24 protein-coding genes are annotated in these 23,363 nt (G+C 40.6%); 22 read left to right on the top strand and 2 right to left on the bottom strand.

The annotated features are described in order from the left end of the window. Positions 1–6: 6 nt before the first annotated feature. The 4 genes from AC3KZC_RS12025 to AC3KZC_RS12010 are packed head-to-tail and all read left to right on the top strand — an operon-like array spanning position 7 to position 3,485. Positions 7–1,014 carry a Gfo/Idh/MocA family protein gene (locus tag AC3KZC_RS12025; protein ID WP_490577879.1) on the top strand — a complete coding sequence of 336 codons (1,008 nt, stop codon included), beginning with the start codon at positions 7–9 and terminating at the stop codon, positions 1,012–1,014. After that, positions 1,011–1,727, top strand: coding sequence for an acylneuraminate cytidylyltransferase family protein (locus AC3KZC_RS12020; RefSeq protein ID WP_490577880.1), 717 nt, complete (start codon positions 1,011–1,013; stop codon positions 1,725–1,727). The genes AC3KZC_RS12025 and AC3KZC_RS12020 overlap by 4 nt, the downstream gene beginning before the upstream one ends. Continuing rightward, positions 1,714–2,526 (top strand): SDR family oxidoreductase, encoded by an 813-nt coding sequence (locus tag AC3KZC_RS12015; RefSeq protein ID WP_490577881.1) that lies wholly within the window; start codon positions 1,714–1,716, stop codon positions 2,524–2,526. Before AC3KZC_RS12020 ends, AC3KZC_RS12015 begins: the two co-directional genes overlap by 14 nt. A 17-nt stretch (positions 2,527–2,543) precedes the next feature. After that, positions 2,544–3,485 (top strand): hypothetical protein, encoded by a 942-nt coding sequence (locus AC3KZC_RS12010; RefSeq protein WP_490577882.1) that lies wholly within the window; start codon positions 2,544–2,546, stop codon positions 3,483–3,485. 8 nt (positions 3,486–3,493) lie between these two features. On the opposite strand, the gene AC3KZC_RS12005 is transcribed toward AC3KZC_RS12010, so the two are convergent. Both AC3KZC_RS12005 and fliS read right to left on the bottom strand, forming a co-directional pair. Further along, positions 3,494–3,802, bottom strand: a complete 309-nt coding sequence (locus AC3KZC_RS12005) for a hypothetical protein (protein ID WP_490577883.1) — start codon at positions 3,800–3,802, stop codon at positions 3,494–3,496. Continuing rightward, positions 3,802–4,221, bottom strand: coding sequence for a flagellar export chaperone FliS (fliS, locus tag AC3KZC_RS12000; RefSeq protein ID WP_490577884.1), 420 nt, complete (start codon positions 4,219–4,221; stop codon positions 3,802–3,804). Before fliS ends, AC3KZC_RS12005 begins: the two co-directional genes overlap by 1 nt. A 205-nt stretch (positions 4,222–4,426) precedes the next feature. Between fliS and AC3KZC_RS11995 the strand changes: the two genes are divergently transcribed. The 18 genes from AC3KZC_RS11995 (at position 4,427) to fliQ (ending at position 23,363) form a co-directional block, all read left to right on the top strand. Continuing rightward, positions 4,427–6,244, top strand: a complete 1,818-nt coding sequence (locus tag AC3KZC_RS11995) for a flagellinolysin (RefSeq protein WP_490577885.1) — start codon at positions 4,427–4,429, stop codon at positions 6,242–6,244. Between the two features lie 51 nt (positions 6,245–6,295). Beyond that, the gene (locus AC3KZC_RS11990; RefSeq protein ID WP_490577886.1) at positions 6,296–7,051 is read left to right on the top strand and encodes a flagellin; all 756 of its coding nucleotides are present in this window, start codon (positions 6,296–6,298) and stop codon (positions 7,049–7,051) included. 197 nt (positions 7,052–7,248) lie between these two features. Beyond that, positions 7,249–8,706, top strand: coding sequence for a sigma-54 dependent transcriptional regulator (locus AC3KZC_RS11985; protein ID WP_490577887.1), 1,458 nt, complete (start codon positions 7,249–7,251; stop codon positions 8,704–8,706). 181 nt (positions 8,707–8,887) lie between these two features. Continuing rightward, complete coding sequence (locus tag AC3KZC_RS11980) at positions 8,888–9,997, top strand: sensor histidine kinase (protein WP_490577888.1); 1,110 nt, start codon at positions 8,888–8,890, stop codon at positions 9,995–9,997. Next, entirely contained in the window at positions 9,994–11,346 is a 1,353-nt protein-coding gene (locus tag AC3KZC_RS11975) for a sigma-54-dependent transcriptional regulator (RefSeq protein WP_490577889.1), read from the top strand. The genes AC3KZC_RS11980 and AC3KZC_RS11975 overlap by 4 nt, the downstream gene beginning before the upstream one ends. Before the next feature lie 188 nt (positions 11,347–11,534). Continuing rightward, positions 11,535–11,858 (top strand): flagellar hook-basal body complex protein FliE, encoded by a 324-nt coding sequence (gene fliE / locus AC3KZC_RS11970; RefSeq protein ID WP_490577890.1) that lies wholly within the window; start codon positions 11,535–11,537, stop codon positions 11,856–11,858. Between the two features lie 18 nt (positions 11,859–11,876). Continuing rightward, complete coding sequence (gene fliF / locus AC3KZC_RS11965) at positions 11,877–13,601, top strand: flagellar basal-body MS-ring/collar protein FliF (RefSeq protein ID WP_490577891.1); 1,725 nt, start codon at positions 11,877–11,879, stop codon at positions 13,599–13,601. Next, on the top strand, positions 13,594–14,625 hold the full coding sequence (fliG, locus tag AC3KZC_RS11960; protein WP_490577892.1) for a flagellar motor switch protein FliG: 1,032 nt from the start codon (positions 13,594–13,596) through the stop codon (positions 14,623–14,625). Before fliF ends, fliG begins: the two co-directional genes overlap by 8 nt. A gap of 40 nt (positions 14,626–14,665) precedes the next feature. After that, a complete protein-coding gene (gene fliH / locus AC3KZC_RS11955; RefSeq protein ID WP_490577893.1) occupies positions 14,666–15,502 on the top strand; it encodes a flagellar assembly protein FliH in 837 nt (278 codons plus the stop codon). A gap of 2 nt (positions 15,503–15,504) precedes the next feature. Beyond that, positions 15,505–16,833: a flagellar protein export ATPase FliI gene (gene fliI, locus AC3KZC_RS11950; RefSeq protein WP_490577894.1), complete on the top strand. Its 1,329-nt coding sequence runs from the start codon at positions 15,505–15,507 to the stop codon at positions 16,831–16,833. A gap of 12 nt (positions 16,834–16,845) precedes the next feature. After that, positions 16,846–17,298, top strand: coding sequence for a flagellar export protein FliJ (fliJ, locus tag AC3KZC_RS11945; RefSeq protein WP_490577895.1), 453 nt, complete (start codon positions 16,846–16,848; stop codon positions 17,296–17,298). 82 nt (positions 17,299–17,380) lie between these two features. Continuing rightward, on the top strand, positions 17,381–19,831 hold the full coding sequence (locus tag AC3KZC_RS11940; protein ID WP_490577896.1) for a flagellar hook-length control protein FliK: 2,451 nt from the start codon (positions 17,381–17,383) through the stop codon (positions 19,829–19,831). 65 nt (positions 19,832–19,896) lie between these two features. Beyond that, positions 19,897–20,433: a flagellar basal body-associated protein FliL gene (gene fliL / locus AC3KZC_RS11935; RefSeq protein ID WP_490577897.1), complete on the top strand. Its 537-nt coding sequence runs from the start codon at positions 19,897–19,899 to the stop codon at positions 20,431–20,433. Positions 20,434–20,445: 12 nt separating this feature from the next. Beyond that, complete coding sequence (fliM, locus tag AC3KZC_RS11930; RefSeq protein WP_490577898.1) at positions 20,446–21,540, top strand: flagellar motor switch protein FliM; 1,095 nt, start codon at positions 20,446–20,448, stop codon at positions 21,538–21,540. Positions 21,541–21,579: 39 nt separating this feature from the next. Beyond that, positions 21,580–21,969 (top strand): flagellar motor switch protein FliN, encoded by a 390-nt coding sequence (gene fliN, locus AC3KZC_RS11925; RefSeq protein WP_490577899.1) that lies wholly within the window; start codon positions 21,580–21,582, stop codon positions 21,967–21,969. Then, positions 21,966–22,346, top strand: coding sequence for a flagellar biosynthetic protein FliO (gene fliO / locus AC3KZC_RS11920; RefSeq protein WP_490577900.1), 381 nt, complete (start codon positions 21,966–21,968; stop codon positions 22,344–22,346). Before fliN ends, fliO begins: the two co-directional genes overlap by 4 nt. A gap of 1 nt (position 22,347) precedes the next feature. Next, the gene (gene fliP / locus AC3KZC_RS11915) at positions 22,348–23,091 is read left to right on the top strand and encodes a flagellar type III secretion system pore protein FliP (protein WP_490577901.1); all 744 of its coding nucleotides are present in this window, start codon (positions 22,348–22,350) and stop codon (positions 23,089–23,091) included. Positions 23,092–23,093: 2 nt separating this feature from the next. Next, positions 23,094–23,363 (top strand): flagellar biosynthesis protein FliQ, encoded by a 270-nt coding sequence (gene fliQ / locus AC3KZC_RS11910; protein WP_490577902.1) that lies wholly within the window; start codon positions 23,094–23,096, stop codon positions 23,361–23,363.

Genomic DNA, 23,363 nt, shown 5'->3' with positions numbered 1-23,363 from the left:
TCGCCTATGTATAACGTACTTGTAATTGGATATGGCAATATTGCTAAGCGTCATATTAATAACCTGATTGCATTAGATGCAATTGTGCAACTGACAGTATTGCGCAGCTCTAGTGCTGCGATTGATGATTATCCCATTGAATATCAGCAAATATCGACCTTACCATCCAGCGACCTTTTAAAAGGGCGTTTCGATTTTTGTCTTATTTGCTCACCCACTAATAGCCATGTTGACTATGCCCAGCAGTTACTTGCAGCAAATATTCCTTGTTTGATTGAAAAACCTTTGGCTATGAATGCAGCTCAAGGTTTTGAGTTGTTAAACACCGCGCAACAGCAAAGCACCACTGTACAAGTCGGTTATAACTTGCCTTTTACTAAAGGGTTTGAACATGTTCTAGCAATATTACAGCGTAAAGAGCTTGGGGCTATCTGGCGAATTGATGCCGCAGTCGGCCAATATTTGCCAAATTGGCGACCGCAAAAGAATTATCAAGTTGCGGTGTCGGCCAATTCAGCCTTAGGTGGGGGTGTATTACTTGAATTAAGCCATGAACTTGATTATTTACTGGCACTTTTTTCGCCCGAAAAAATAGCGGTGCAGGCTACATTATTAAACCATTCGATTTTAACTATGGATTGTGAAAACCAAGCTGTTATCTCGGGTTGTTTTACTTTTGCAGATGGTTTGCAAGCGGCAATTATTGTTAAGCTTGATATGTTGCAATATCAACCTAACCGTTATTTGCATGTATATGGTGAGCAAGCTGTATTGCGTTGGGACTTAATTACACAGGAACTCGTGCTTTGTAAACGAGATGGGCAAGAGCAGATGATTGATATTAAAGAGGATCCAAATCAGCAATATATCAATCAACTACAGCACTTTTTAACAATAAAAAGCCAAGCCAATATTAAGTCATTGACTAGTGCCTATCAAACAATGCGATGGATTGATGCTATTAGGCAAAGTGCTGAGCAATGCCATACAGAGTATCTGGAGTTAACAAATTGAACCCTAAAAAAGTAATAGCGTTTACGTTTGCAAGAGCTGGCTCTAAAGGCATTCTCAATAAAAATATTAAGCCTTTATGCGGGCGGCCATTGATTGATTACGCAATCAAATTAGGCGCAGCGCACCCTTTAATTGATGACATCTATGTCTCTACTGATGGAAAAGATATTGCGGCGACTGCAATTGAATCTGGAGCAAAAGTCATTGATCGTCCGGCACATTTAGCAGCTGATACATCGAGTGAATGGCTTGCGTGGCAACACGCTGTCGAGCAATTGGTACAAAATAATACCATGGCACTTGATGATGTTTTTATTAGCTTGCCTGCGACCTCACCACTTCGTGAGGTAGAAGACGTCACCAATGCACTGACGCAATTTATCGCAAGTGATGCTGATTTAGCGCTTGGGATCACAACGGCAGATCGCAGCCCTTACTTTAATATGGTGGTGCAAAATGAGTCGGGGTTAGTTCAATTAGTGATCAATGAACATCAGTATATTAGAAGGCAGGATGTGCCAGTTGTTTGGGATATTACCACTGTTTTTTATGTATCAACGGCTCGTTTTATTTTAGAAAATGCTGGCGTTTTATCAGGTAAAACGTTGGGGATTTTTGTGCCAAAAGAGCGTGCTATTGATATTGATACACAATATGACTTTGATATCGCTGAGTTTTTAATGAGTAAAAAGGTAAAAAATGAGAACGCTTAATCAGCTACAAGATTTGACCGATTGCTGGGCTTTAATTACCGGTGGGGCGGGACATGTTGGTAAAATGGCTTGTCAAACGTTGCTTGAACAAGGTGCTAACGTCATATTGCTCGACCGCCACCATGATATGTTAATTGAAGCTAAAAACAGTTTTATTTTATCAGGCAATCAAAAAGTTGAAGTGATTGATTGCGACTTAGCAAAAGAAGACGCTATTCGAAAAGCAATCTCTGAAGTTGCGACAATCACATCTGGTCAATTACATGTTGTTATCAATAACGCAGCTTTTGTTGGCACAGACAAATTAACCGGCTGGTGTGTGCCTTTTGAGCAGCAATCGTTTGAAACCTTTAATGCCTGTATTGATGTGAATTTATCCGCGCCATTTTTAATTTCTCAATTGTGTCTACCGCTTTTAAAAGCACATGATCATAACGTTAAATCGATTATTAATATTTCGTCGATTTATGCGCTTGTAGGCCCTCAAATGCAAATGTATGAGGGAACTAATATGGGCAACCCCGCAGCTTATGCAGCAAGTAAAGCGGGTTTAATGCAGCTGACAAAATGGATGGCATGCACTGTTGCTCCTGATATTCGTGTTAACAATATTGTGCTAGGTGGTATCTTTAGAGGCCAAGATCCTGCATTTTTAGAAAAATATCATCAACGTGTCCCTCTTGGTCGTATGGCAACCGAAGAAGATGTCAAAGGAGCAATCGCGTATTTAAGTAGCCAGTTATCAAATTACATGACAGGGCAATCGTTGATTTTAGATGGTGGCTGGACAGCCCATTAATTCTTAAGGTACATATTATGAATCACACATTAAATGACTTAGTTACTATGGTTGATGCTGATTTTTATCGCAGTTACGCCGACTTAAACGAGCAAGATGATAAGGCTACTTTTTTTTATCATATCCCTAAAACAGGTGGGATCAGTTTTTATTACGCACTTCATTTATCGGCCCTAGGTCAAAATAAATTAAATTTAGCGCATACCGAAGTGATTAAATATGATGAGGAACAGTTTTTTGAGTACGCAAAATCATTACCTTGTGATAATAAAACTTTCTATGCCAGCCATTTCAGTTATCCAGAGCACCAAAAATTTGATTCAAATATGAATATCATGACGTTAGTGCGAGAGCCACTTAAACGGATAGTCTCAAGTTTTACTTATTATTGTATGCGCCATCAAATCACCCCTAATACTGAGGATTTCATCGCTTTTTATAACGATGAAGCCAATCAAAATGTGATGACTAAACAACTGATGGGTGAGGTGCCTGAACAATGTAACCACACTGAATTTGGCCGACGGGTATTTGATCATCTACAGCAGCACTTCACTTTTTTTGGCACTACTGAGCATATTTCACTTTTTATCGAATATTATTTATCAAAATTGAAGCTTTCAAATGTGCTTATGCCAAGAATGAATGAAACATCGCCAGCATATTCATTTGATGCCAGCGCGTTTATAGAAGATGTAATGGCACTCAATCAAGCTGATAATATGTTATATAGCTTGGTATGTCAGTCACCTAAGTTGCCAGATCTTTCCTCACTCCCAGCGAATTCTATTTCAAATTTAACTACAGTGATTGCCACCGAAGATAAAGATGAAGGCTCAAAAGCGAAGGGGTTAACCGGTAAAACACAAGAAGTGCACATGCTTTTAAATAATTTGAAGCAACACTTTAAAGATGAGTCAATTACTATAAAAACCAATGAAATTATAGGTGTGTATTAACTCTGGGTTTATTTATTAACTTGATATTTTTTGACCGCTTTTAACGAGTTTTTATGATTAACCACAGCTTGTTTTAATTCATTTAAAGCAAGCTGTGCGTTTTGATTTATGCCTGTGGCATTGTTTGCTAATAGTTTTAATTGAGGTAAAAAAGTGGCTAAGTCATCACTTGGCTGAGAAAAAAGAACTTGTAAGGTTGATAAGCGCCGAGTATCGAGCGCTTGTATGACGTCAAGATCGCTGTGTTTTATTGCTGTTTGAATGTCGAGTTGAATTTTTTGTAACTCATTAATCAATTGGATAATAATTGAAGACATTACGCACCTACAGCAGATTGTTGCTCTAAATATTGGTTACGAATATCAAGTGGAATACTGTTCCAGCCTTCTTTAATGGTTTTAACGATTTCTAAAATTTCATCAATCATTTCTTTTGAATTATTCACGTTTGCTTGTACTAAATGAGTTTGTGAAAACTCATATAAACTATAAAGATTGTTAGATATCTCGCCGCCTTTTTCCATATCTAAACTGTCTTGTAATGCCCCAAACAATGAAATGCTTTCGCCAATCATAATGCCTTTATGCTCGTAATCATTTCGATCTATATAGGCTTTTGCTGCCGTTAACTTTCCAATAATGCTGGTAAATACAATATTAATAAGCTCATACGGGTTTGCATTTGCTGCCCCATTAATTTTCATATCTTTATATTTTTGGATTGATAATCTTGACATGGTTCACCTGTATTTTTTTTAAATATCCCTAGATCTAATGCATAAACTTAAGCACTTTTTGTGCCAAAAAGTAAGTTTTTCATCCATCCATGTAAACTTATCGGCTTAGATAAAAAATAATTTAGAAAAAAATATAAAAAATACTTCAGTAATTTTTAATTGAGCCGTTACTAACATATTAGATTGTTTTTTGTGCAGGCGGTATATGAAAATTGCAACCAACACTGCAGCTTTATATGGTCAACGAAGTTTGAGCAAAGCGACGGCTGGCTTACATTCAGCAATGGAAAAGCTATCATCAGGTCTTCGCATTAATTCTGCCAAAGATGATGCTGCAGGGTTACAAATCTCCAATAAGCTCACGTCACAAATAAATGGCATGACAGTCGCAACGCGCAATGCAAACGATGGTATTTCGATGCTACAAGTTGCAGAAGGTGCTCAACAAGAAATCACCAATACCCTACAAAGAATGCGAGATTTAGCAATTCAAGCTGCTAATGGCACTTATTCACAAACTGACCGCAAAGCAATTAACGAAGAATTTATTGAGTTAAAACGTGAAATTAACCGCATTAGTGACGCGACGAGTTTTGGCTCAAAGAAATTATTTCAAAAAGCTAGTGGCTCTTTAGTGGATACTGTAGAGCGTGATATGGTCAAAGCGCTGCAGCGTACTTGGTTATCAGAATCGGAAGATATTATTCAAAATCAGCTAGGTATAATTGGCCAAGGCACTTTAAAAATAGACTTAGAATATGTCGATGGTAAAGGCGGTAGTGCCGCATATGTGAAACCTGCTTATTTAGATGGAAAAGCGGTGCAAATGATTATGGTCATTGATAAAGGTGACTTTGCGACCTCAGCTGATATACATGATGATTCAAACTTAGCATTAAATGAAACCCTATTGCATGAAATGGTGCATGCCACTATGGCCTCCAATTTTGAATTAACCAATTTACCACTTTGGTTTATTGAAGGAACCGCAGAAGCAATTCGAGGCGCTGATAACCGAGTTGCACAAGACAGCGCTGGGCTTGGGCTAAAAAATATTATTGATGATGGGGCTGCGGGTGGCAATAATAGTCTCAAAGATTTACAAGGCGTTATGCCTTTTAGCCCTTCAACAAATGCCGAAGTGGCAGCTGTTTACTCGGGTGGATATTTGGCAATGCGCTATATGTATGAAGAGATTGGTCAAAACGGTCTGAAATCTTTAATGAGTGAACTGACGACAGGGCAAAGCTTTGATGCATCTCTAAATACAGCCAGTGGCTCAATTTGGAGCAATGAAGCTGATTTTTTTACCGATATGATGACTACCGGTGAAGATCCACTTGATGCAACCAAAACTCGATTACAAACCTTTGTTGAAAATAAAATGGATTTAACCAACCTCGACAATGGCGCTTTAGGTGGTAAAGATGCTTCGGCAGGAGAAGAACGTGAAAACACGATGCAAGGCACTGGCAGTGGGCGCTTAGATGGTTCAAAGGGCTTCCAAGAGTTTTTAGTATTGGATGATAATGATAATTCAACATCTGATTTTGATACGGGCGCTACTTACGATAAGCCAGGGGGTGGTCAAATCCGGTTGCAAGACTACGAAACCCAAGTGCACGGTGCTGGTGGTGAGTACATTAATTTACAAGTAGGTGCTCGGTCGCAACAAGTTATTGGCTTTACTTTGGGAAGTTTTAGTACAGAAAATCTAGGCTTGGAATATACCGAATTAGTTGACCAACCACAGTTTGCTATTTTTGCAATTGATGATGCGCTTACCATCGTTGATAAACAGCGCGCCTTAATGGGCGCAAGTATGAATCGACTTGATAAAACCATTAATAATTTAACAAATATTATTGAAAATGCATCAGCAAGCCGATCTCGTATACGAGATACCGACTTTGCCATTCAAACCGCAGAACTGACAAAAATGCAAATTACACAACAGGCAGCCACCACATTGTTAGCGCAAGCCAATCAGTTACCCCAAGTAGCGCTTGCGTTATTACAGTAATTTCATTGCTCGTTAAATGAGCTATCCTTTATAGAGTTTGGAGGATATGCCATGACAACTATTTCTCATTCAAGTACTACCCATCTTGTAAATCAACTAGATAAAGTGACTCACAGCCAGCAAAAAATTAGCTCTGGTTTTAAAATAAACGCAGCTAAAGATGACGTAGCAGGACTACAGCTTTCAAATCGTTTACTGAGCCAGCTTAATAGTTTAGATAGTCAAGCACGCAATACGAGTGATGCCGTGTCGTATTATCAGGTTGCACAAAGCGGCTTTGCAGGCTTGATTGATGTGGCAGGACAAATAAATGAGCTGAGCATTGCCGCAGGTAACGGTACCTTAGATGCAGATGGTCGAGCGGCAATTTCTCAGAAAATTAGCGCGCTAGGTGAGCAGATGTCTGCTATTTCATCGCAAACGACCTTTGCAGGTCAGGCTATTTTTGCATCAGGTAGCGCGCTTATCTCTGATTTAGGGTTTGATCCTAACGTACAATCGTTTGCAAAGAGTGATTTAGCAACTGCTGATGGCGTGCAAAATGTATTAATGCAAAGTGAGCAATACTTAGTAAATCTCAATAGTGCCTCGGCAGCTATCGGTGCAATGCAACAGCAACAGCTCTCTGATTTTGCTGTGCAATCGTCACAAAAATTAGCAAATTCAGCTTCTGTATCATCGATTAAAGATACCGATTTTGCTGCACAAATAAGCGAATATTTAAAAAATAAAATGCAGGCCGACGCTATGATAAGTTTAAAAGCGCAAGCGAATTTAAAATCAGATAGTGTGAAGCAACTGGTGTAAATTTTAATAATTTTGTACTAATGCTATTTTCGTATGCTTTGGGGTAATTATTTATTACAGCAGAAACAACGCCTTGCAATAATCGGAACTGAATGTCAAAAAATCGTATGGAACGTCAAAAATTTGCCACTTGTACTTGCATCTGTGAGTATTAACTTTACAATCTAAAACAATAACAAAAAAGTAGTGCAATTAGCATGACCGAAAATAACACGATTTTAATTTTAGATGAAAACCAGCAGCGCGCTTATGGGTTATCTGCATCGTTAAGTTTTATCAATGAAACGAACAGTATCGTTGATAGTGAAAACTATCTTAATTTCGTGAAATATCCCGAGTCAGTGACTGCCTTTATTTTAGGTGCATCGACCAGTATCGATCATGAAACGCTGATCCGCACTCACCCCGCGGTACCATTTTTATTAATTGGCGATACCCTCAAGCCATTGTTATGCCTTGCCAATGTTGTTGGGTTAATTAATGAGCCATTTAATCATGCTTTAACCACGCAATTGATCCATGATTGCCAAGAATACCAGCGTTTAATACCCGGAAAGCGTCGTCAAGATGATGAAAAACAGCGCTTTGATGGTTTAGTGGGTGAAACGTCTGTGGTACAAGATGTTCGTTTTCTCATTAGCCAAGTTGCGAAAACCGAAGCGAATGTACTTATTTTAGGTGAATCTGGTACGGGTAAAGAAGTGGTTGCACGCAATGTACATTTATTGTCCCTGCGTAATGAAGGGCCGTTTGTGCCCGTAAACTGCGGTGCTATTCCTGGAGAGTTACTCGAAAGTGAACTCTTCGGTCATGAAAAAGGCGCCTTTACGGGAGCAATCTCAACTCGAAAAGGGCGTTTTGAATTAGCTCAAGGCGGCACTTTATTTTTAGATGAAATTGGTGATATGCCTCTGCAAATGCAAGTGAAATTATTACGTGTTTTGCAAGAGCGCTCGTATGAACGTGTCGGTGGTGCTAAAGCGATTAAAGCTGATGTCCGCATTATTGCCGCAACTCATCGCAATCTAGAACATATGATTGAAGAAGGCCGTTTTCGTGAAGATTTATACTACCGTTTAAATGTATTCCCAATCGATAATCCATCATTACGTGAGCGTAAAGCCGATATTCCACTGTTACTCAAAGAAGTGATGAAGCGCAATGTAAATCAAGGTGGTGCGAGCACTAAGTTTACTGAACGAGCCATGGCTTCTTTGCAAGAACATGATTGGCCGGGCAATGTCCGAGAATTAGCTAATTTAGTGGAGCGTATGGCAATCATGTTTCCTGAAAAAGTTGTCGATGCTGCTGATTTACCTAAAAAATATCAACATGTTGATTTAGATGCGTATATTCCGCAGTACCCTGAAGAGATCTTAGAGCGTCAAGCGTTCAATGATATTTTTAGTGCTGGCTTTGATGATTTTTCCGATGATGAGTCGGGCAATCAGCTTGCTCCTACAGAACAGGCTTTGGGATTATTACCTGACGATGGGCTCGATTTAAAAGAGTTTTTAGCTGAACTTGAGATTAGCTTAATTAGCCAAGCACTCGAACGATATGATTATGTCGTGGCGCGAGCAGCTGAAGTACTTGGAGTCAGGCGCACAACGTTAGTTGAAAAGATGAAAAAATATAACCTCAATCGTGATTAATTTACGCATTTTCTGTAAAACGCTGTTTCTAACAGCGTTTTACAGTTTTTCTTGTAAGTCATTAATTTGACGCCATCAAAAAGTACAAAATAAAACCTAAATAATTGAAATTAAACATTAAATATTTTGGCTCGATCTTTGCTTTTACTAACTAGTCTTAGTCAGTTGAGTTAAAGATATTATGGCCTTAGCACATGTTTATCGAAATGATTTTAGTCCCAACCAATACAATCCGTGTTTGTTGCAAGAAGCCTACATTGGTGAGCTCAGTGAACTGCGCCAGCAAGCGAGTTGGTTAAGTCATCTAGTTGATACTTTGCCTGCGGGTGTCATAGTACTTGATGGTCGCGGTATGATTGCTAAAGCGAATCAAATTGCTATTAGTATGCTTGGCGAACCTTTAGAAGGTGAAAAGTGGCTTACTGTGATCCAGCGCTCGTTTAATCCAAGACAAGATGATGGTCATGAGGTGTCTTTACGTGATGGTCGTCGCGTTAAGCTTGAGATCTCAGCATTGTCACCAGAGCCTGGCCAACTGATTTTAATGACCGATTTAACTGAAACGCGACGTTTGCAAGAGCGTCTTGCCCATATGCAGCGATTAAGTGCGCTTGGCAAAATGGTCGCAACGCTTGCGCACCAAGTGCGTACACCGCTTTCAGCTGCCATGCTTTACGCCGCTAATTTAGGCAACAAAGCGCTTACGGGCGATGCAAAAACCAGTTTTCATGGCAAATTAATGTCGCGTTTAAAAGATTTAGAAGCCCAAGTAAATGACATGCTGTTATTTGCCAAAAGTGGTGAACAGCAAGTGGTTGAAAAATTGTCTTTGCAGCAGTTATTAAGCGAAGTAAAGCTAGGATCTGAAGCGATGATGAATCTTAACCACGCTGTTTTGATTATTGAGCTACCAGAACCAGATATTGAGATTACGGGAAATAAAACTGCGCTGGCAGGGGCTATAGGTAATTTAATTCACAATAGCGTGCAAATTATTGGTAAAGGCGCGCACGTTGTTTTATCAGCTTCGAGGGATCCGAGCGTTGAGAATGGCGTCGTTATTTCAGTTAGCGATAATGGTCCTGGTGTGCCACTGGATTTACAACAAAAAATATTTGAGCCTTTTTTTACTACTCGCAGCCAAGGTACTGGCCTTGGATTAGCGGTAGTCAATTCAATTGCAACAAGTCATCAAGGTCGGGTCAGTTTAGTTAATAATCCTCACCAAGGTGCCACGTTTAATATCCATATACCCGTATTTCCAACCACAGTTGGATCGGAGGAGTCATGAACGAAAATACAATTTTAGTGGTCGAGGATGATGCAGGTTTACAAGAAGCACTCATCGATACACTTGAGCTGGCTGGCATTCATTGTATTGCAGCCGATTGCGCTGAAAATGCCTTGATGACGCTTAAAAAGCACAAAGTGTCTTTAGTGGTTAGCGATGTGCAGATGGGAGGGATGTCGGGCATTGATTTACTTAAAAGTATCAAGCTTAATTATCCAGACCTACCAGTATTGATGATGACGGCCTATGCCACCATTAACGATGCGGTAGAAGCCATGCGTTTAGGCGCGATTAACTATATGGCGAAACCTTTTGCACCAGAAGTATTACTCAATATGGTCAGCCGTTATCTTCCTGAAAAAGAGAAAGAAACGGATGGCCCTGTGGTTGCTGATCCAAGTAGTTTAGCGTTACTTGAGTTAGCACAAAAAGTGGCACGCTCTGATGCAAGCGTAATGGTGATGGGACCAAGTGGTTCTGGTAAAGAGGTTTTAGCGCGCTTTATTCATGACCATTCAGCTCGCGCTGACGAGGCTTTTGTTGCGATAAATTGTGCAGCAATTCCTGAAAATATGCTTGAATCAACCTTGTTTGGCTATGAAAAAGGGGCATTTACCGGCGCAATTCAAGCGTGTCCTGGTAAATTTGAGCAAGCACAAAAAGGCACTATTTTACTCGACGAAATCACCGAAATGGATTTAAGCCTTCAAGCAAAATTACTTCGTGTACTACAAGAGCGTGAAGTTGAGCGTTTAGGAAGTCGAAAAATTATTGAGCTCGATGTTCGGGTGCTTGCAACGAGTAATCGTGATTTAAAACAAGCAGTCGCCGATGGGCTATTTCGCGAAGATTTATATTACCGCTTAAATGTCTTTCCGTTAGAGTGGCTACCGCTTAAAGACCGACCAGAAGATATTTTGCCTTTAGCAAAACATTTAATTGAACGCCATTGTCAAAAAGCAAAAACGAGTGCACCAACGTTAACCGAAGCTGCAGAAGATAAATTATATCTGCATGAATGGCCGGGTAATGTGCGTGAGCTCGATAATGTCATCCAACGAGCGTTAATTTTACAGCACCACGGTATTATTGATGAAGATGCGATTTACCTTGAATGCTTAAGGCCTAAATTAGTCAGCGCAACTGCAACGCCTATGGTTGTTGAGAGCAATAGCAATGGTAGTTTTAAAGACGAGCTAAAAGATCAAGAAAATAAGATTATTTTAGAAACACTTGAAGCGTGTCAGGGCAGCCGTAAAGATGTGGCAGATAAGCTTGGGATAAGCCCTCGCACGTTACGTTACAAGCTGGCTAAAATGCGTGATGCAGGAATCGCGGTGCCAAGTTAAGATCGTCAATAACGTGTTTAGAGTCAAAGAAAGAAGCCAGCTGTTGCTGGCTTCTTTCTTGTCAAAATACTGTCAGCTTAACTAAGAGTGCCTTTTATTAACGTTAAGTTGCTGTAATTAAATGATTAATTAAGTTGGTATGATGTTTGCTTTTGAAGAGTATAGTTAGATATTCTCACGAGACAACAATGAACATATCAGGCAATTCACTCCTACAAGAAATGCAATCAATTGCGATGGAAGCAGGTAAAAATGTTTCTAATCGTTTACCTACCGAACCCTCATCAAGCGCTGATTTTAGTAGTTTGCTACGCAATGCAATCGATACCGTCAGTGGGCTGCAACAAGATGCTAAAACTAAAGTAACTGCAGTTGAAATGGGCGACCGCCGTGTTTCATTAGCAGAAGCGATGATCGCATCAGAAAAGTCATCAGTTGCATTTGAGGCGACAGTACAAGTACGTAACAAACTTGTTGAAGCCTATAAAGATATTATGAATATGCCTGTTTAGGTGTGATGGAGTAAAATTGTGACGCAAGATAATCAATCAACTGATCTCGCACTGGCCAATTCAGGTGGCATGATCTCCAGTGATGGCCCAAGCGATTCAGAACAAGAGCAAAAATCAGGCTTTCTTGGTGCGCTAAGTGGGGTTGATGTTCTACGTCAAATGACGCTCATTATTGCTTTGACCATTTGTGTGGCCATTGCTGTATTCATCATTATTTGGGCGCGCCAGCCTGACATGCGCCCACTTGGTACAATGCCAACCGATGAACTTATCCAAACCCTTGATTTTTTAGATGCACAAAAAGTCGATTACAAGCTTGAAGGCAATACGATTTACGTACCTGAAACTGGGTATCAAAATATCAAATTGATGATGGCACGTGAAGGGATTGATCAAGCGCCTAACTCGGGCACTGATATTTTAATGCAAGATATGGGTTTTGGTGTCAGTCAACGTCTTGAACGTGAACGGTTAAAACATAGTCGTGAGCAACAACTTGCACGTACCATTGAAGAATTACAAAATGTAGCACGGGCAAAAGTATTATTAGCATTACCTAAAGAAAACGTCTTCGCGCGCCAAGAAAAATCCCCATCAGCCACTGTGGTCTTAACCCTTAAACGTGGCCGCATTTTAAATGGCGAAGAAGTGGATTCTATAGTTGATATTATTGCCTCTGCAGTACAAGGTTTAGAGCCTTCACGTGTCACAGTGACGGATCAAAATGGTCGGTTACTTAATTCAGGATCACAAAACTCATTAGCGGCACGTTCTCGTAAAGAATACGAGGTTGAGCGTAAGCGCGAACAAGAATACATCGAAAAAATAGATTCAATTATGATCCCCGTTGTCGGTTTGGGTAATTACACCGCGCAAGTCGATTTAGTGATGGATTTTAGCTCGCTTGAAGAAACACAAAAACGTTTTAATCCAGACTTACCCGCTGTTCGCAGTGAAATGACCCGTGAAGAAAATAACATTGGCGGCTTAGCTGTGGGTATTCCAGGTGCATTATCTAATCAGCCACCCGTTAATTCATCTATTCCTGAAAAAGCCGGGCAAGGCAGCGCATCAAACAGCGCGCCAAGTCGTAATCAAAAAGAAGCGACTCGAAATTATGAGCTCGACACGACTATTTCTCACAAGCGCCAACAAACTGGCGTGATCAGACGCATTAGTGTCTCTGTGGCAATTAATTACAACAGTACCCCAGGTGCTGAAGGGGAGCAAGCGACTCGAGAACCTCGTAGCCAGCAAGAACTATCGAATATTCGTCGCTTGTTACAAGGTGGTATCGGTTTTGATATGCAGCGCGGCGATGCATTAGAAGTGGTCACCGTACCGTTTGTTCAACCTTATATTGAAGATGTTGCCGAAGTACCTATGTGGGAGCAGCCCTGGTTTTTCAAAATTGCACGCTTAGTGATGGGTGCCTTGGTCATTATCGTTTTAATTATTGCTGTTGTTAGACCGATGCTTAAGAAACTCATCTACCCAGATGATACATTGGAAGGTTATGATGATGATGCGATGAGCTCTGGTGTTGATATTGGTGATAGTACGTTGGATATGCTAAACCAAACATTTGATGAATCAGCGATTGGTTTCTCAGCTGATGGTACCTTACAGTTACCAGATTTACATGGCGATGAAGATTTACTTAAAGCTGTACGTGCTTTAGTAGCAAATGAACCGGAACTATCCTCTCAAGTAGTAAAAGCGTGGTTGACTGAAGATGACTGATAAAGAAGAAAAAAAAGGGTTTGATGTCGATAAGCTCGATGGGGTAGAAAAAGCATCGATCTTGTTATTGAGTCTCTCTGAAGAAGATGCAGCGCAAATTCTAAAACACTTAGAACCCAAGCAAGTGCAAAAAGTGGGGATGGCGATGGCGAGTTTGTCTGACTTAAGTCAAGACAAAATCAGTGCGGTACACCGTTTGTTTATTGAGCAAATACAAAGCTTTAGTACAATTGGTTTCCAATCGGAAGAGTTTATACGTAAAGCGCTTACAGCGGCTTTAGGTGAAGAAAAAGCGGCGAACCTAATTGATCAAATTATTATGGGGTCAGGTGCTAAAGGTCTAGACTCATTAAAATGGATGGACTCAAAACAAGTAGCGAATATCATACGTAATGAGCATCCACAAATTCAAACAATTGTATTGGCCTATTTAGATCCTGAACAATCGGCCGAGATTATTTCGCAATTTCCTGAGAAAGTGCGTTTAGACTTAACGATGCGAATTGCCAATTTAGAAGAAGTACAGCCAGCCGCATTGCAAGAATTAAACGAAATTATGGAAAAACAATTTGCAGGCCAAGCAGGTGCGCAAGCGGCTAAAATGGGCGGCTTAAAAGCAGCTGCTGACATCATGAACTACTTAGAAACGAATATTGAAGGCCAGTTAATGGATTCAATTCGAGAGCATGATGAAGAAATGTCGCAGCAAATCCAAGATTTAATGTTTGTATTTGAAAACTTACTCGATGTGGATGATCGCGGTATTCAGGCCATTTTACGCGATGTGCAGCAAGATATTTTAATGAAAGCTATTAAAGGTGCTGATGAGAACCTGAAAGAAAAAATTCTTAAAAATATGTCTAAACGTGCAGCCGAAATGCTGGCCGATGACCTTGAAGCTATGGGTCCGGTTCGCATCAGCGAAGTAGAAGCTGCACAAAAAGAAATTTTATCCGTTGCACGCAGATTAGCTGATTCAGGCGAAATTATGCTTGGTGGCGGCGGTGGCGAGGAGTTCTTATAATGACATTGTTTAACAACAATATTTACTTTGGACAAATTGCATGAGCCCCCGCTTTTTAAATGGTCAGCAAATTCAATCAGAAGAAGCGGTTCGTGAGCTTTTAAAAAACTGGCCTATTCCTGAAGTGCAAGATGAGCGTCACACGGCAAAAGGGCGCTCGACTGCTTTTGGCACCCCGCTAGAATTACAGTATCAAAATAAACCTAAGGCTGTTGCTCAACCTGAACCTGAAGTTGAGCAAGAAGTCGCACCATTAACCTTGCAAGAAATCGAACAGATCAGGCAAGATGCCTTTGATGAAGGCATGACTCAAGGTCATGCTGAAGGGTACGCTATTGGCTTAAATGAAGGCAAGTCTGATGGTTTGAAATTAGGATTTGATGAAGGGCTAGAGCAAGGCAAAGAGCAAGGGCTTGAGCTTGCAAAGCCATTGGTTGATGAAAAACTACAAGCATTACAATCGCTGGTAGATTCATTGCATAAACCGCTGCGTGATTATGATGAAACGGTTGAGCAACAGTTGGTGCAGCTTGCTGTAGCACTTGCAGAGGCAATCGTATTTACTGAAATAAAAACCAACCCGCAAGCAATTTTAGCAACCTTAAAGCAGTGTATGGATGCACTGCCGCATAATACACCCGAGATACAATTACAGCTTCACCCTGAAGATATTGCATTAGTGGAACAAAGCTACGGTAGTGAAGAAATAGCAAAGCGAGGCTGGTATTTAAAAGCCGAGCCAAGCATTGCCCAAGGTGGCTGCATTGTTAAAACGCCTAACTCATCGGTTGATTACACGGTTAAATATCGCATGAGTGAAACCTTGGATAGTTTTTTGCATAATTCAGGAATCGACCGTCAAAAACACGACGAATAAGCATGCAAAAATCGGCTTTACTAGACAACATTTCGCAATATCATAAACACATTCGTAAAGTGCCTCCCGCTGTTGCAGGGAGTTTAACCCGCGTTGTAGGTCTTACTTTAGAAGCCAAAGGTGTGAAAGCGCCGGTTGGTAGCCAATGCCAAATCGAAACCTTAAATGGATTTATTGATGCTGAAGTGGTCGGGTTTAATGGTGACATTCTTTACCTTATGCCCAACGATGCGTTATCTGGCGTATTGCCAGGAGCACGTGTAATTCCTCAAGTAAAAGAGGCCGGATTACCCGTTGGCATGAGCTTGCTTGGTCGAGTGGTTGATGGTCTTGGTCGACCCATTGATGGTTTAGGTGCTATTAAAGCTGAAAAGAAACTTAAATTTGCACAAAATGCGATTAATCCATTAGCCCGACGTTCTATCACACAACCAATGGATGTGGGTGTGCGAGCAATTAATGCGGTGATTACTGTAGGTCAAGGTCAGCGAATGGGGCTTTTTGCGGGCAGTGGTGTCGGTAAATCTGTTTTACTTGGCATGATGACTCGGGGGACTTCAGCTGATGTTATTGTCGTGGGGTTGGTTGGCGAGCGTGGTCGAGAAGTAAAAGAATTTATTGAAGAAATTTTAGGAGATGAAGGACGTAAACGCTCAGTCGTCGTGGCCGCACCTGCGGATTCATCTCCGTTAATGCGTTTAAAAGGTTGTGAAACCGCGGTCACCATTGCTGAGTATTTTCGCGATCAAGGTTTAAATGTTTTATTGTTGTTAGATTCGGTAACCCGTTATGCCATGGCGCAGCGTGAAATAGCCCTTGCTGTGGGGGAGCCTCCAGCAACTAAAGGCTATCCCCCTTCGGTTTTTGCTAAGTTACCTGCTTTGGTTGAGCGTGCCGGCAATGGTGGCAAAGGACAAGGTTCTATCACCGCCTTTTTTACCGTTTTGTCTGAAGGTGACGATATGCAAGACCCCATTGCAGATGCAGCCCGTGCTATTTTAGATGGCCATATTGTCCTTTCTCGTGAGCTTGCCGACAGTGGTCATTACCCTGCTATTGACATCGAAAAATCAATTTCACGGGTAATGCCGCAAGTGGTGTCAGAAGCGCACATGCAACAAGCTCGTGTATTAAAACAGGTTTACTCTTTGTATCAGCAAAATAAAGATTTAATTACCTTAGGTGCTTACCAAAAGGGGGGCGATCCTATTTTAGATAAATCGATTTCAATGATGCCGATGGTGAATGGCTTTTTACAGCAAACCATGAAAGAAGTGATCCCATATGATGAGTCATTAAGCGGTTTGGCGTGGTTATTAGGGCAAGCGTAGGGGGGGTGATAAATGGCTAGCAGACAATTAGACTTAGTCCTTAAAATAAATAAAGATCAAGAAGATGCGCGTCGATCTGAATACTTAAAAGCACAGCAATATTTACTTGATAGCCAAAATAAACTGACAGGTCTATCGGATTTTCGCCTCGATTATATGAAGCAATTGCATGAGCGAGGAAAGCAGGGGCTAGGGAGCGATAAATTTAATCAGTTTCAACTTTTTATTGCTAAAATTGAATCGGCAATGGTGCAGCAAAACCAAGTAATTAATACCGCCAAACAAGTTGTTGAGCAGCGAAAGTCCTTGTGGTTAACACAGCAAACAAAAACATCTGCGATAGCTAAATTAATTGAAAAACAAGATGTGAAAACTCAACAAAAATTACAAAAAGATGAGCAAAAAATGTTGGATGAATACAGCTCTAATGCATTTATGCGCCTTAAAAAAGCAACTCTGGTCTGAAAATTGCTAATAAATTCCAATAGCCGCTGACTAAAAACAGCATTAAGTTCGGTGTGTTGACTAGGAATGTTTGGGGTGGAATATGGCGAGTGTTGAAAACAGCTTAAATTTAGCAATCAGTTTTGATAAAAAGCAGCCTACAGAACAAAGTGATGGTGTCGAAAGTGAATTTTCATCTCTTTTTTCAAACACGCTCGACAGTAAGGCAGTTAAACCCCACGCTAAAAGAGCTGAGTTTGTAATAACGGATGCTATTCAAAACAAAGGCAAATCACAGGTAGTCACCCAAGAGGCTGTATCCAATTTAACAGCTGGCACTAAAGTAGATGATGATTCAATGGGGCTAGATGAGAAAGGATCTGCTGAAAAAACAGCTCAAATACCGCTAGAAACATCAGATAATCTTGAAGTAACTACATTATTTGCCCAGCTGCAAAATGCAGCCACTGCCATAATAAATGTTAAAGTATTCAAAGCTAATTTTGGTATGGACCCCGATCAAGGAGGGGGAGTTGAGAAAAATGTTGAGGTTGAAACTTCAAGTACGCAGCCTGAAGCGTTAATACCCATCAAAAGTAGCTTTACACTAACCCCTTTAAGCCAATTTACTGCATCGCAAACACCGTTTGTTTTACCACAAGAATCTGCATCATCATCGAGTTTATTAGCAAACTGGTTTGGCCAAGTTACCAGTGAAAAAGATGCTGAGACCTCAGAGTTACCGTTGCCATTAGAGTTGGATGCTATGGGAGAAACGAGTGATGATAAAACGTTAAAATCTGAAAAATTGATACCATTAATTAAAGTGCAAACAGCGAGTGATACTGAAGAGGTGGACACATTAAAACCGGCTGTTGCAGTGCTTAGTGCTATCGATCAAAAGCTCACTTCAGTCGACCTTATTAAAAATCCAACAGCAATCGCTTCAGTAAATGTCGATTTAAAAGAAAAAAATAATCAAATGAGGACAGTGGTGCAATCTATACCTAAACAAGTAGCGTCTCCTCTAGATATACAGCAACGTATTTTACAATTAATGGAACAGATAAGCAGTGATAATATGACGGCGTCACCAGCTATCAATGCTGGGATGGAATCAGTTTTGAATGCTGTAGTTGCACCAGTTAATAATGCTGGGATTAAAGAGTCATTATTTGAGTCAAATATAGCCACTAAGCAATTTGCAACACTTGATGCGGTGGGCGTGTCAGTCAGTGACTCGGCCAAATTACAACGTGTATTAAGTGAAGTACTACCACAAGTTGCAGCTGTGCTTAAATCAAGTGATCAAGGATTTTTGCCATTAACAGCTCAAGGTACTGGCGAAACAGCAATCGCGAAACTTGGTTTATCGACAGCGCAGTTGACGAGTATGTCAGAATTAGTTACTCAGTTGAGTCAGCAAGTTGATAAACTTGCACCAGAGCTTGGGCTTGATAAAAAAGTATTACATGAGTTGTTCTCTAAGATAGCAAACCTAGTTGCGCCAGTAGAAGATAGTCCTATAAATGCGATATCAGATGATGAAATGTTGGATACCGCTTTAATTACTAAAGAAGCAATCGTTCGCGATCCAAAGTCGTTGAGTAATCCGATAGCAGCAACGTTGATAAAATCAATCGAACAACCATTACAGCAGGTTGAACGTGCTCGTTCTTTGGCCGCTCCGCTTAGTGCATTAATGTTAGAACCCTCAACTCAAGGTCTTGTAACTACACCATTGCCTGAAGTTACTGAGACACAAGCCACTTCATTGTCTGCTTATTCATCTTCTTTACCAAAAGGTGAGCCATTAAAAGATGAGATTAGCAATGCTGCGCAAGGAAACCAAAAACTGGCAAAAAATTTAGATGAACAGCTTGGAAGTGACTTACCAAAAAGTGGCAAAGCGGATATTAGCAATCCAGATAAATTACAGCTCGCGGCAGAAAAGCTTGTTCATAGCATGATTGAGCGTATTGCACCTCAAGTTTATTACGCAGCACAAGTTAGTGAAGTGAATAGTGAAAGAGAGAGCATTAGTAATATCAATAGTATTGGTAATTTAAATCAACTTGTGACGCAGCGTACTCAAGTCAATACACCTACTCCTTCAGAGGCGGTACCTTCACAAGTATTGAATATGTTTCGCAGTGAAGCAGCTAAAGAGCTGCATGACAGAGTAAGTGTGATGCTGAGCTTAAATAAGCATGAAGCAGACATTCGATTAGATCCACCAGAGCTTGGTAGTATGCAAATTAGAGTCAGAAGTGACGCAGAGCAGGCGCAGATAAATTTTGTTGTTCAAAATCAGCAGGCAAAAGAAGCGCTCGAACAATCTTTGCCACGATTAAAAGAAATGTTGGCTGAGCAAGGCATTCAATTAGGTGAAAGCAACATTGAGCAGCAAAATCATCAAGGGGGCGGGCAGGGTCATAAACAGCAAGGTGAAGGTCATTCCGAACAGGAAGTCGGTGATGAAATAGCACAAACTTCACTCACTCCCGCTCGAATTGCAAGCAATCGACCCGGTGGCGTTGATTTTTACGCATAACAATAATTGCTATTAGGCTGAATTCAAAGCAATAATATAGAAAGTCTAATTAACGAGAGAACATCATGGCAGACGAAAAAGATCTACAAATAGAAGAAGGCGGCGGAAAAAGTAAAAAAATGCTGTTTATTATCATCGCTGTAGTCGTTTTAATAGCTGGTGGTGCTGGTGCGTATTTTATGATGTCTGGCGGTGACGCACCCGCTCAAGAAGAAACCTTAGCTGAAAATGCAGGTACAGCTGGCGCAAAAACAGCAGATGATAAAACATCGGCAGAAATGGGTTCGGCATTGTATGTTGGGATGCCTCGTCCGTTCGTATTTAATGTCCCTGGTGCCAGCCGTGACCGGCTAGTGCAAATTAAAGTGCAATTATTAGTTCGTGGAGATGTGAATGAAGAAGCTGCGAAAAAACATATCCCGCTGATTGAAGGTACGCTCTTAGGTGTATTTGCCACTGCCACTGCCGATGAATTAAGCACCAGTGCGGGTAAAGAAACATTGCGCACTAAAGCGTTAAAAGATGTTCAAGATACTTTAACCGAGATTGAAGGGAATAAAGTCGTTGAGCGCATATTATTTACTGGCTTTGTCATGCAGTAGTGAGGAGATAAGGTGAGCGATTTATTATCCCAAGACGAAATTGATGCCTTATTACATGGCGTTGATGATGTTGATGAAGATGAGGTAGATGACGGTGAAGGTGGGAGCGGTGGCTCCGCGTCCCAGTATGACTTTTCTTCACAAGATCGTATCGTTCGTGGGCGTATGCCTACCTTGGAAATCGTGAATGAGCGATTTGCTCGCCACATGCGGATCAGCTTATTTAATATGATGCGTCGCACGGCCGAAGTATCCATTAATGGTGTTCAGATGACAAAGTTTGGAGAATACATCCATACTTTATTTGTACCAACAAGCTTAAACATGGTGCGTTTTCGTCCGTTAAAAGGGACCGGTTTAATTACCATGGAAGCACGTTTGGTGTTTATTTTGGTTGATAATTTTTTTGGTGGTGATGGTCGTTATCACGCCAAAATAGAAGGCCGAGAATTTACACCGACCGAGCGTCGTATCGTTCAAATGCTGTTAAAAATCATTTTTGAAGATTACAAAGAAGCATGGGCACCCGTGATGGATGTTTCTTTTGAATATTTAGATTCTGAAGTAAATCCTGCAATGGCTAATATTGTCAGCCCAACAGAAGTGGTCGTTATAAGCTCTTTTCATATTGAACTTGATGGCGGCGGGGGCGATTTCCATATCGCATTACCGTATTCAATGCTTGAGCCTATTCGAGAGCTGCTTGATGCGGGTGTACAATCTGATACAGAAGATACAGATTTACGCTGGAGTAAAGCACTGCGTGATGAAATTATGGATGTTGAGGTTGGTTTATCGACCCGTATGCTTGAAGTGAAGCTCTCGCTTGAGCAAATTATGAATTTAAAAGCGGGTGATGTAATTCCTGTTGAAATGCCAGAACATATAACGGTCTTTATTGAAGATTTACCCTCGTACCGGGCTAAAATGGGTCGTTCACGAGACAATGTGGCGATTCAAATCAGCGAGAAAATTAAACGACCTGATTCAGTTAAGTCAGAGATGCATGTCTTTACCAAAGGCGGTAAAAAACTCGACTCTGATGCTGAACTTGAGCAGCTAGAAGAAGATTTGCATCTGTCTACAGGTGTTAATTTAGATTGGTAAGTAAACTTATCAAATAGTGAATTGTTAAGGTGTAATAGTATGAGTGATGACCAAGATACAATGGACGAATGGGCAGCAGCCCTTGCTGAAGCCGATGAAAATGAAAACGTTGAAGTTGCAGAACTTGAAGAGCTCTCTAATCAACCTGCAGAAATAACACAAGAAGAAAAGAGAAAGCTTGATACCATTTTGGATATCCCCGTTACTATTTCGATGGAAGTAGGGCGCTCTAAAATTAGTATCCGTAACTTATTGCAGTTAAATCAGGGTTCTGTAGTTGAATTAGATCGTGTTGCTGGTGAGCCACTTGATGTATTAGTAAATGGTACTTTAATAGCGCATGGCGAAGTGGTGGTGGTCAACGATAAATTTGGGATTCGTTTAACGGATGTAATTAGCCAAATTGAGCGGATCAAAAAACTACGATGAAATTAAAAGCAGCACTTTTAATTTCGTTATTCAGTACACCTGTGTTTGGTGAAACCACACAGGTGCAAAATTTGATGTCGGTTGTGCTGTCTTTGGGGTTAGTGATTATTATTATCGTGATATTGGCGATATTAGTAAAACGCTTAAATCCTCATGTTGCCAGTCAGGATGAATTCAAAGTCGTCAGAACTATTGCTTTAGGAACGCGAGAGCGTTTGCTGGTAATTGAAATTGATAATAAACAACACCTTTTAGGGGTTACGCCCCAAAATATAAACTATCTTTATGAGCTGGAAGAACCGTTAGCGGCAAAAGAAATGCCTGCTTTAGCCAAATCATTTAGTCAGCTATTAAATCCAAATAATAAGAAAATATAACATGCTCAAGTGGATCATCTTAATTGCGTTGTTTGCCCTTTCCCCCAATTTGAATGCAGAGCAAGGATTACAAGCGGTTACTGTGACCAGCAATCCGGATGGTACGCAAGATTATTCGGTGTCTTTGCAAGTACTGGCAATAATGACCGCGCTCAGTTTTATTCCTGCCGCTGTGATTATGATGACCTCGTTTACTCGCATTATTGTCGTCTTGGCCATTTTGCGCCAAGCTATCGGCCTGCAGTCAACGCCATCAAATCAAGTCTTGGTTGGCATGTCGGTTTTTATGAGTATTTTTATTATGGCTCCGATTTATCAGCAAATTCATGAGGCTGCGATAGACCCTTATTTAAAAGAGGAACTTACGTCAATTCAAGCGCTTGAAAAGGCAAAAGATCCATTAAAAACGTTTATGTTGGGTCAAACACGCATCTCGGATCTAGAAACATTTGCTCAAATAGCGGGGTTAGATAAATTAGACAAACCAGAAGATGCACCATTTATTGTCGTGATTCCTGCCTTTATAACCAGTGAGTTACAAACCGCTTTTATTATCGGGTTTATGTTTTTTATCCCATTTTTGATAGTTGATTTAGTGGTCGCCAGCGTCTTGATGGCTATGGGTATGATGATGCTCTCGCCGATGATCGTTTCGTTGCCATTTAAAATAATGCTCTTTGTACTAGTTGATGGTTGGAGCCTTGTGATGGGCACTTTAGCGAAGAGTTTTGGCTTAGGGGGCTGATTATGCAACCAGAAGTGTTTGTAGGAATATTGAGCAATTCATTATTCTTAGTTATAAAAATAGTTGCTGCGATTATTGTGCCGAGTTTAATAGTTGGTTTAATAGTTTCTGTATTCCAAGCTGCAACATCAATTAATGAACAAACACTGAGCTTTTTGCCGCGTTTAATAGTTACATTATTTGCACTTATCATAGGTGCCCATTGGTTAACGCAAGAACTCATGGATTTTTTCACGAGTTTAGTGATGAGCATTCCTGAGGTGATAGGCTAA

It is taken from the genome of Pseudoalteromonas sp. J2K-J031, from assembly GCF_058197095.2.
This window is presented reverse-complemented; position numbering and strand designations above follow the sequence as displayed.

What these genes read in the sequence shown, in the direction of transcription:
- AC3KZC_RS12025 (WP_490577879.1), top strand. Translation starts at nt 7, where the DNA reads ATGTATAACGTACTTGTAATTGGATATGGCAATATTGCTAAGCGTCAT.
- AC3KZC_RS12015 (WP_490577881.1), top strand. Translation starts at nt 1,714, where the DNA reads ATGAGAACGCTTAATCAGCTACAAGATTTGACCGATTGCTGGGCTTTA.
- AC3KZC_RS12010 (WP_490577882.1), top strand. Translation starts at nt 2,544, where the DNA reads ATGAATCACACATTAAATGACTTAGTTACTATGGTTGATGCTGATTTT.
- AC3KZC_RS12005 (WP_490577883.1), bottom strand. Translation starts at nt 3,802, where the DNA reads ATGTCTTCAATTATTATCCAATTGATTAATGAGTTACAAAAAATTCAA.
- fliS (WP_490577884.1), bottom strand. Translation starts at nt 4,221, where the DNA reads ATGTCAAGATTATCAATCCAAAAATATAAAGATATGAAAATTAATGGG.
- AC3KZC_RS11995 (WP_490577885.1), top strand. Translation starts at nt 4,427, where the DNA reads ATGAAAATTGCAACCAACACTGCAGCTTTATATGGTCAACGAAGTTTG.
- AC3KZC_RS11990 (WP_490577886.1), top strand. Translation starts at nt 6,296, where the DNA reads ATGACAACTATTTCTCATTCAAGTACTACCCATCTTGTAAATCAACTA.
- AC3KZC_RS11985 (WP_490577887.1), top strand. Translation starts at nt 7,249, where the DNA reads ATGACCGAAAATAACACGATTTTAATTTTAGATGAAAACCAGCAGCGC.
- AC3KZC_RS11980 (WP_490577888.1), top strand. Translation starts at nt 8,888, where the DNA reads ATGGCCTTAGCACATGTTTATCGAAATGATTTTAGTCCCAACCAATAC.
- AC3KZC_RS11975 (WP_490577889.1), top strand. Translation starts at nt 9,994, where the DNA reads ATGAACGAAAATACAATTTTAGTGGTCGAGGATGATGCAGGTTTACAA.
- fliE (WP_490577890.1), top strand. Translation starts at nt 11,535, where the DNA reads ATGAACATATCAGGCAATTCACTCCTACAAGAAATGCAATCAATTGCG.
- fliG (WP_490577892.1), top strand. Translation starts at nt 13,594, where the DNA reads ATGACTGATAAAGAAGAAAAAAAAGGGTTTGATGTCGATAAGCTCGAT.
- fliH (WP_490577893.1), top strand. Translation starts at nt 14,666, where the DNA reads ATGAGCCCCCGCTTTTTAAATGGTCAGCAAATTCAATCAGAAGAAGCG.
- fliI (WP_490577894.1), top strand. Translation starts at nt 15,505, where the DNA reads ATGCAAAAATCGGCTTTACTAGACAACATTTCGCAATATCATAAACAC.
- fliJ (WP_490577895.1), top strand. Translation starts at nt 16,846, where the DNA reads ATGGCTAGCAGACAATTAGACTTAGTCCTTAAAATAAATAAAGATCAA.
- AC3KZC_RS11940 (WP_490577896.1), top strand. Translation starts at nt 17,381, where the DNA reads ATGGCGAGTGTTGAAAACAGCTTAAATTTAGCAATCAGTTTTGATAAA.
- fliL (WP_490577897.1), top strand. Translation starts at nt 19,897, where the DNA reads ATGGCAGACGAAAAAGATCTACAAATAGAAGAAGGCGGCGGAAAAAGT.
- fliN (WP_490577899.1), top strand. Translation starts at nt 21,580, where the DNA reads ATGAGTGATGACCAAGATACAATGGACGAATGGGCAGCAGCCCTTGCT.
- fliO (WP_490577900.1), top strand. Translation starts at nt 21,966, where the DNA reads ATGAAATTAAAAGCAGCACTTTTAATTTCGTTATTCAGTACACCTGTG.
- fliP (WP_490577901.1), top strand. Translation starts at nt 22,348, where the DNA reads ATGCTCAAGTGGATCATCTTAATTGCGTTGTTTGCCCTTTCCCCCAAT.
- fliQ (WP_490577902.1), top strand. Translation starts at nt 23,094, where the DNA reads ATGCAACCAGAAGTGTTTGTAGGAATATTGAGCAATTCATTATTCTTA.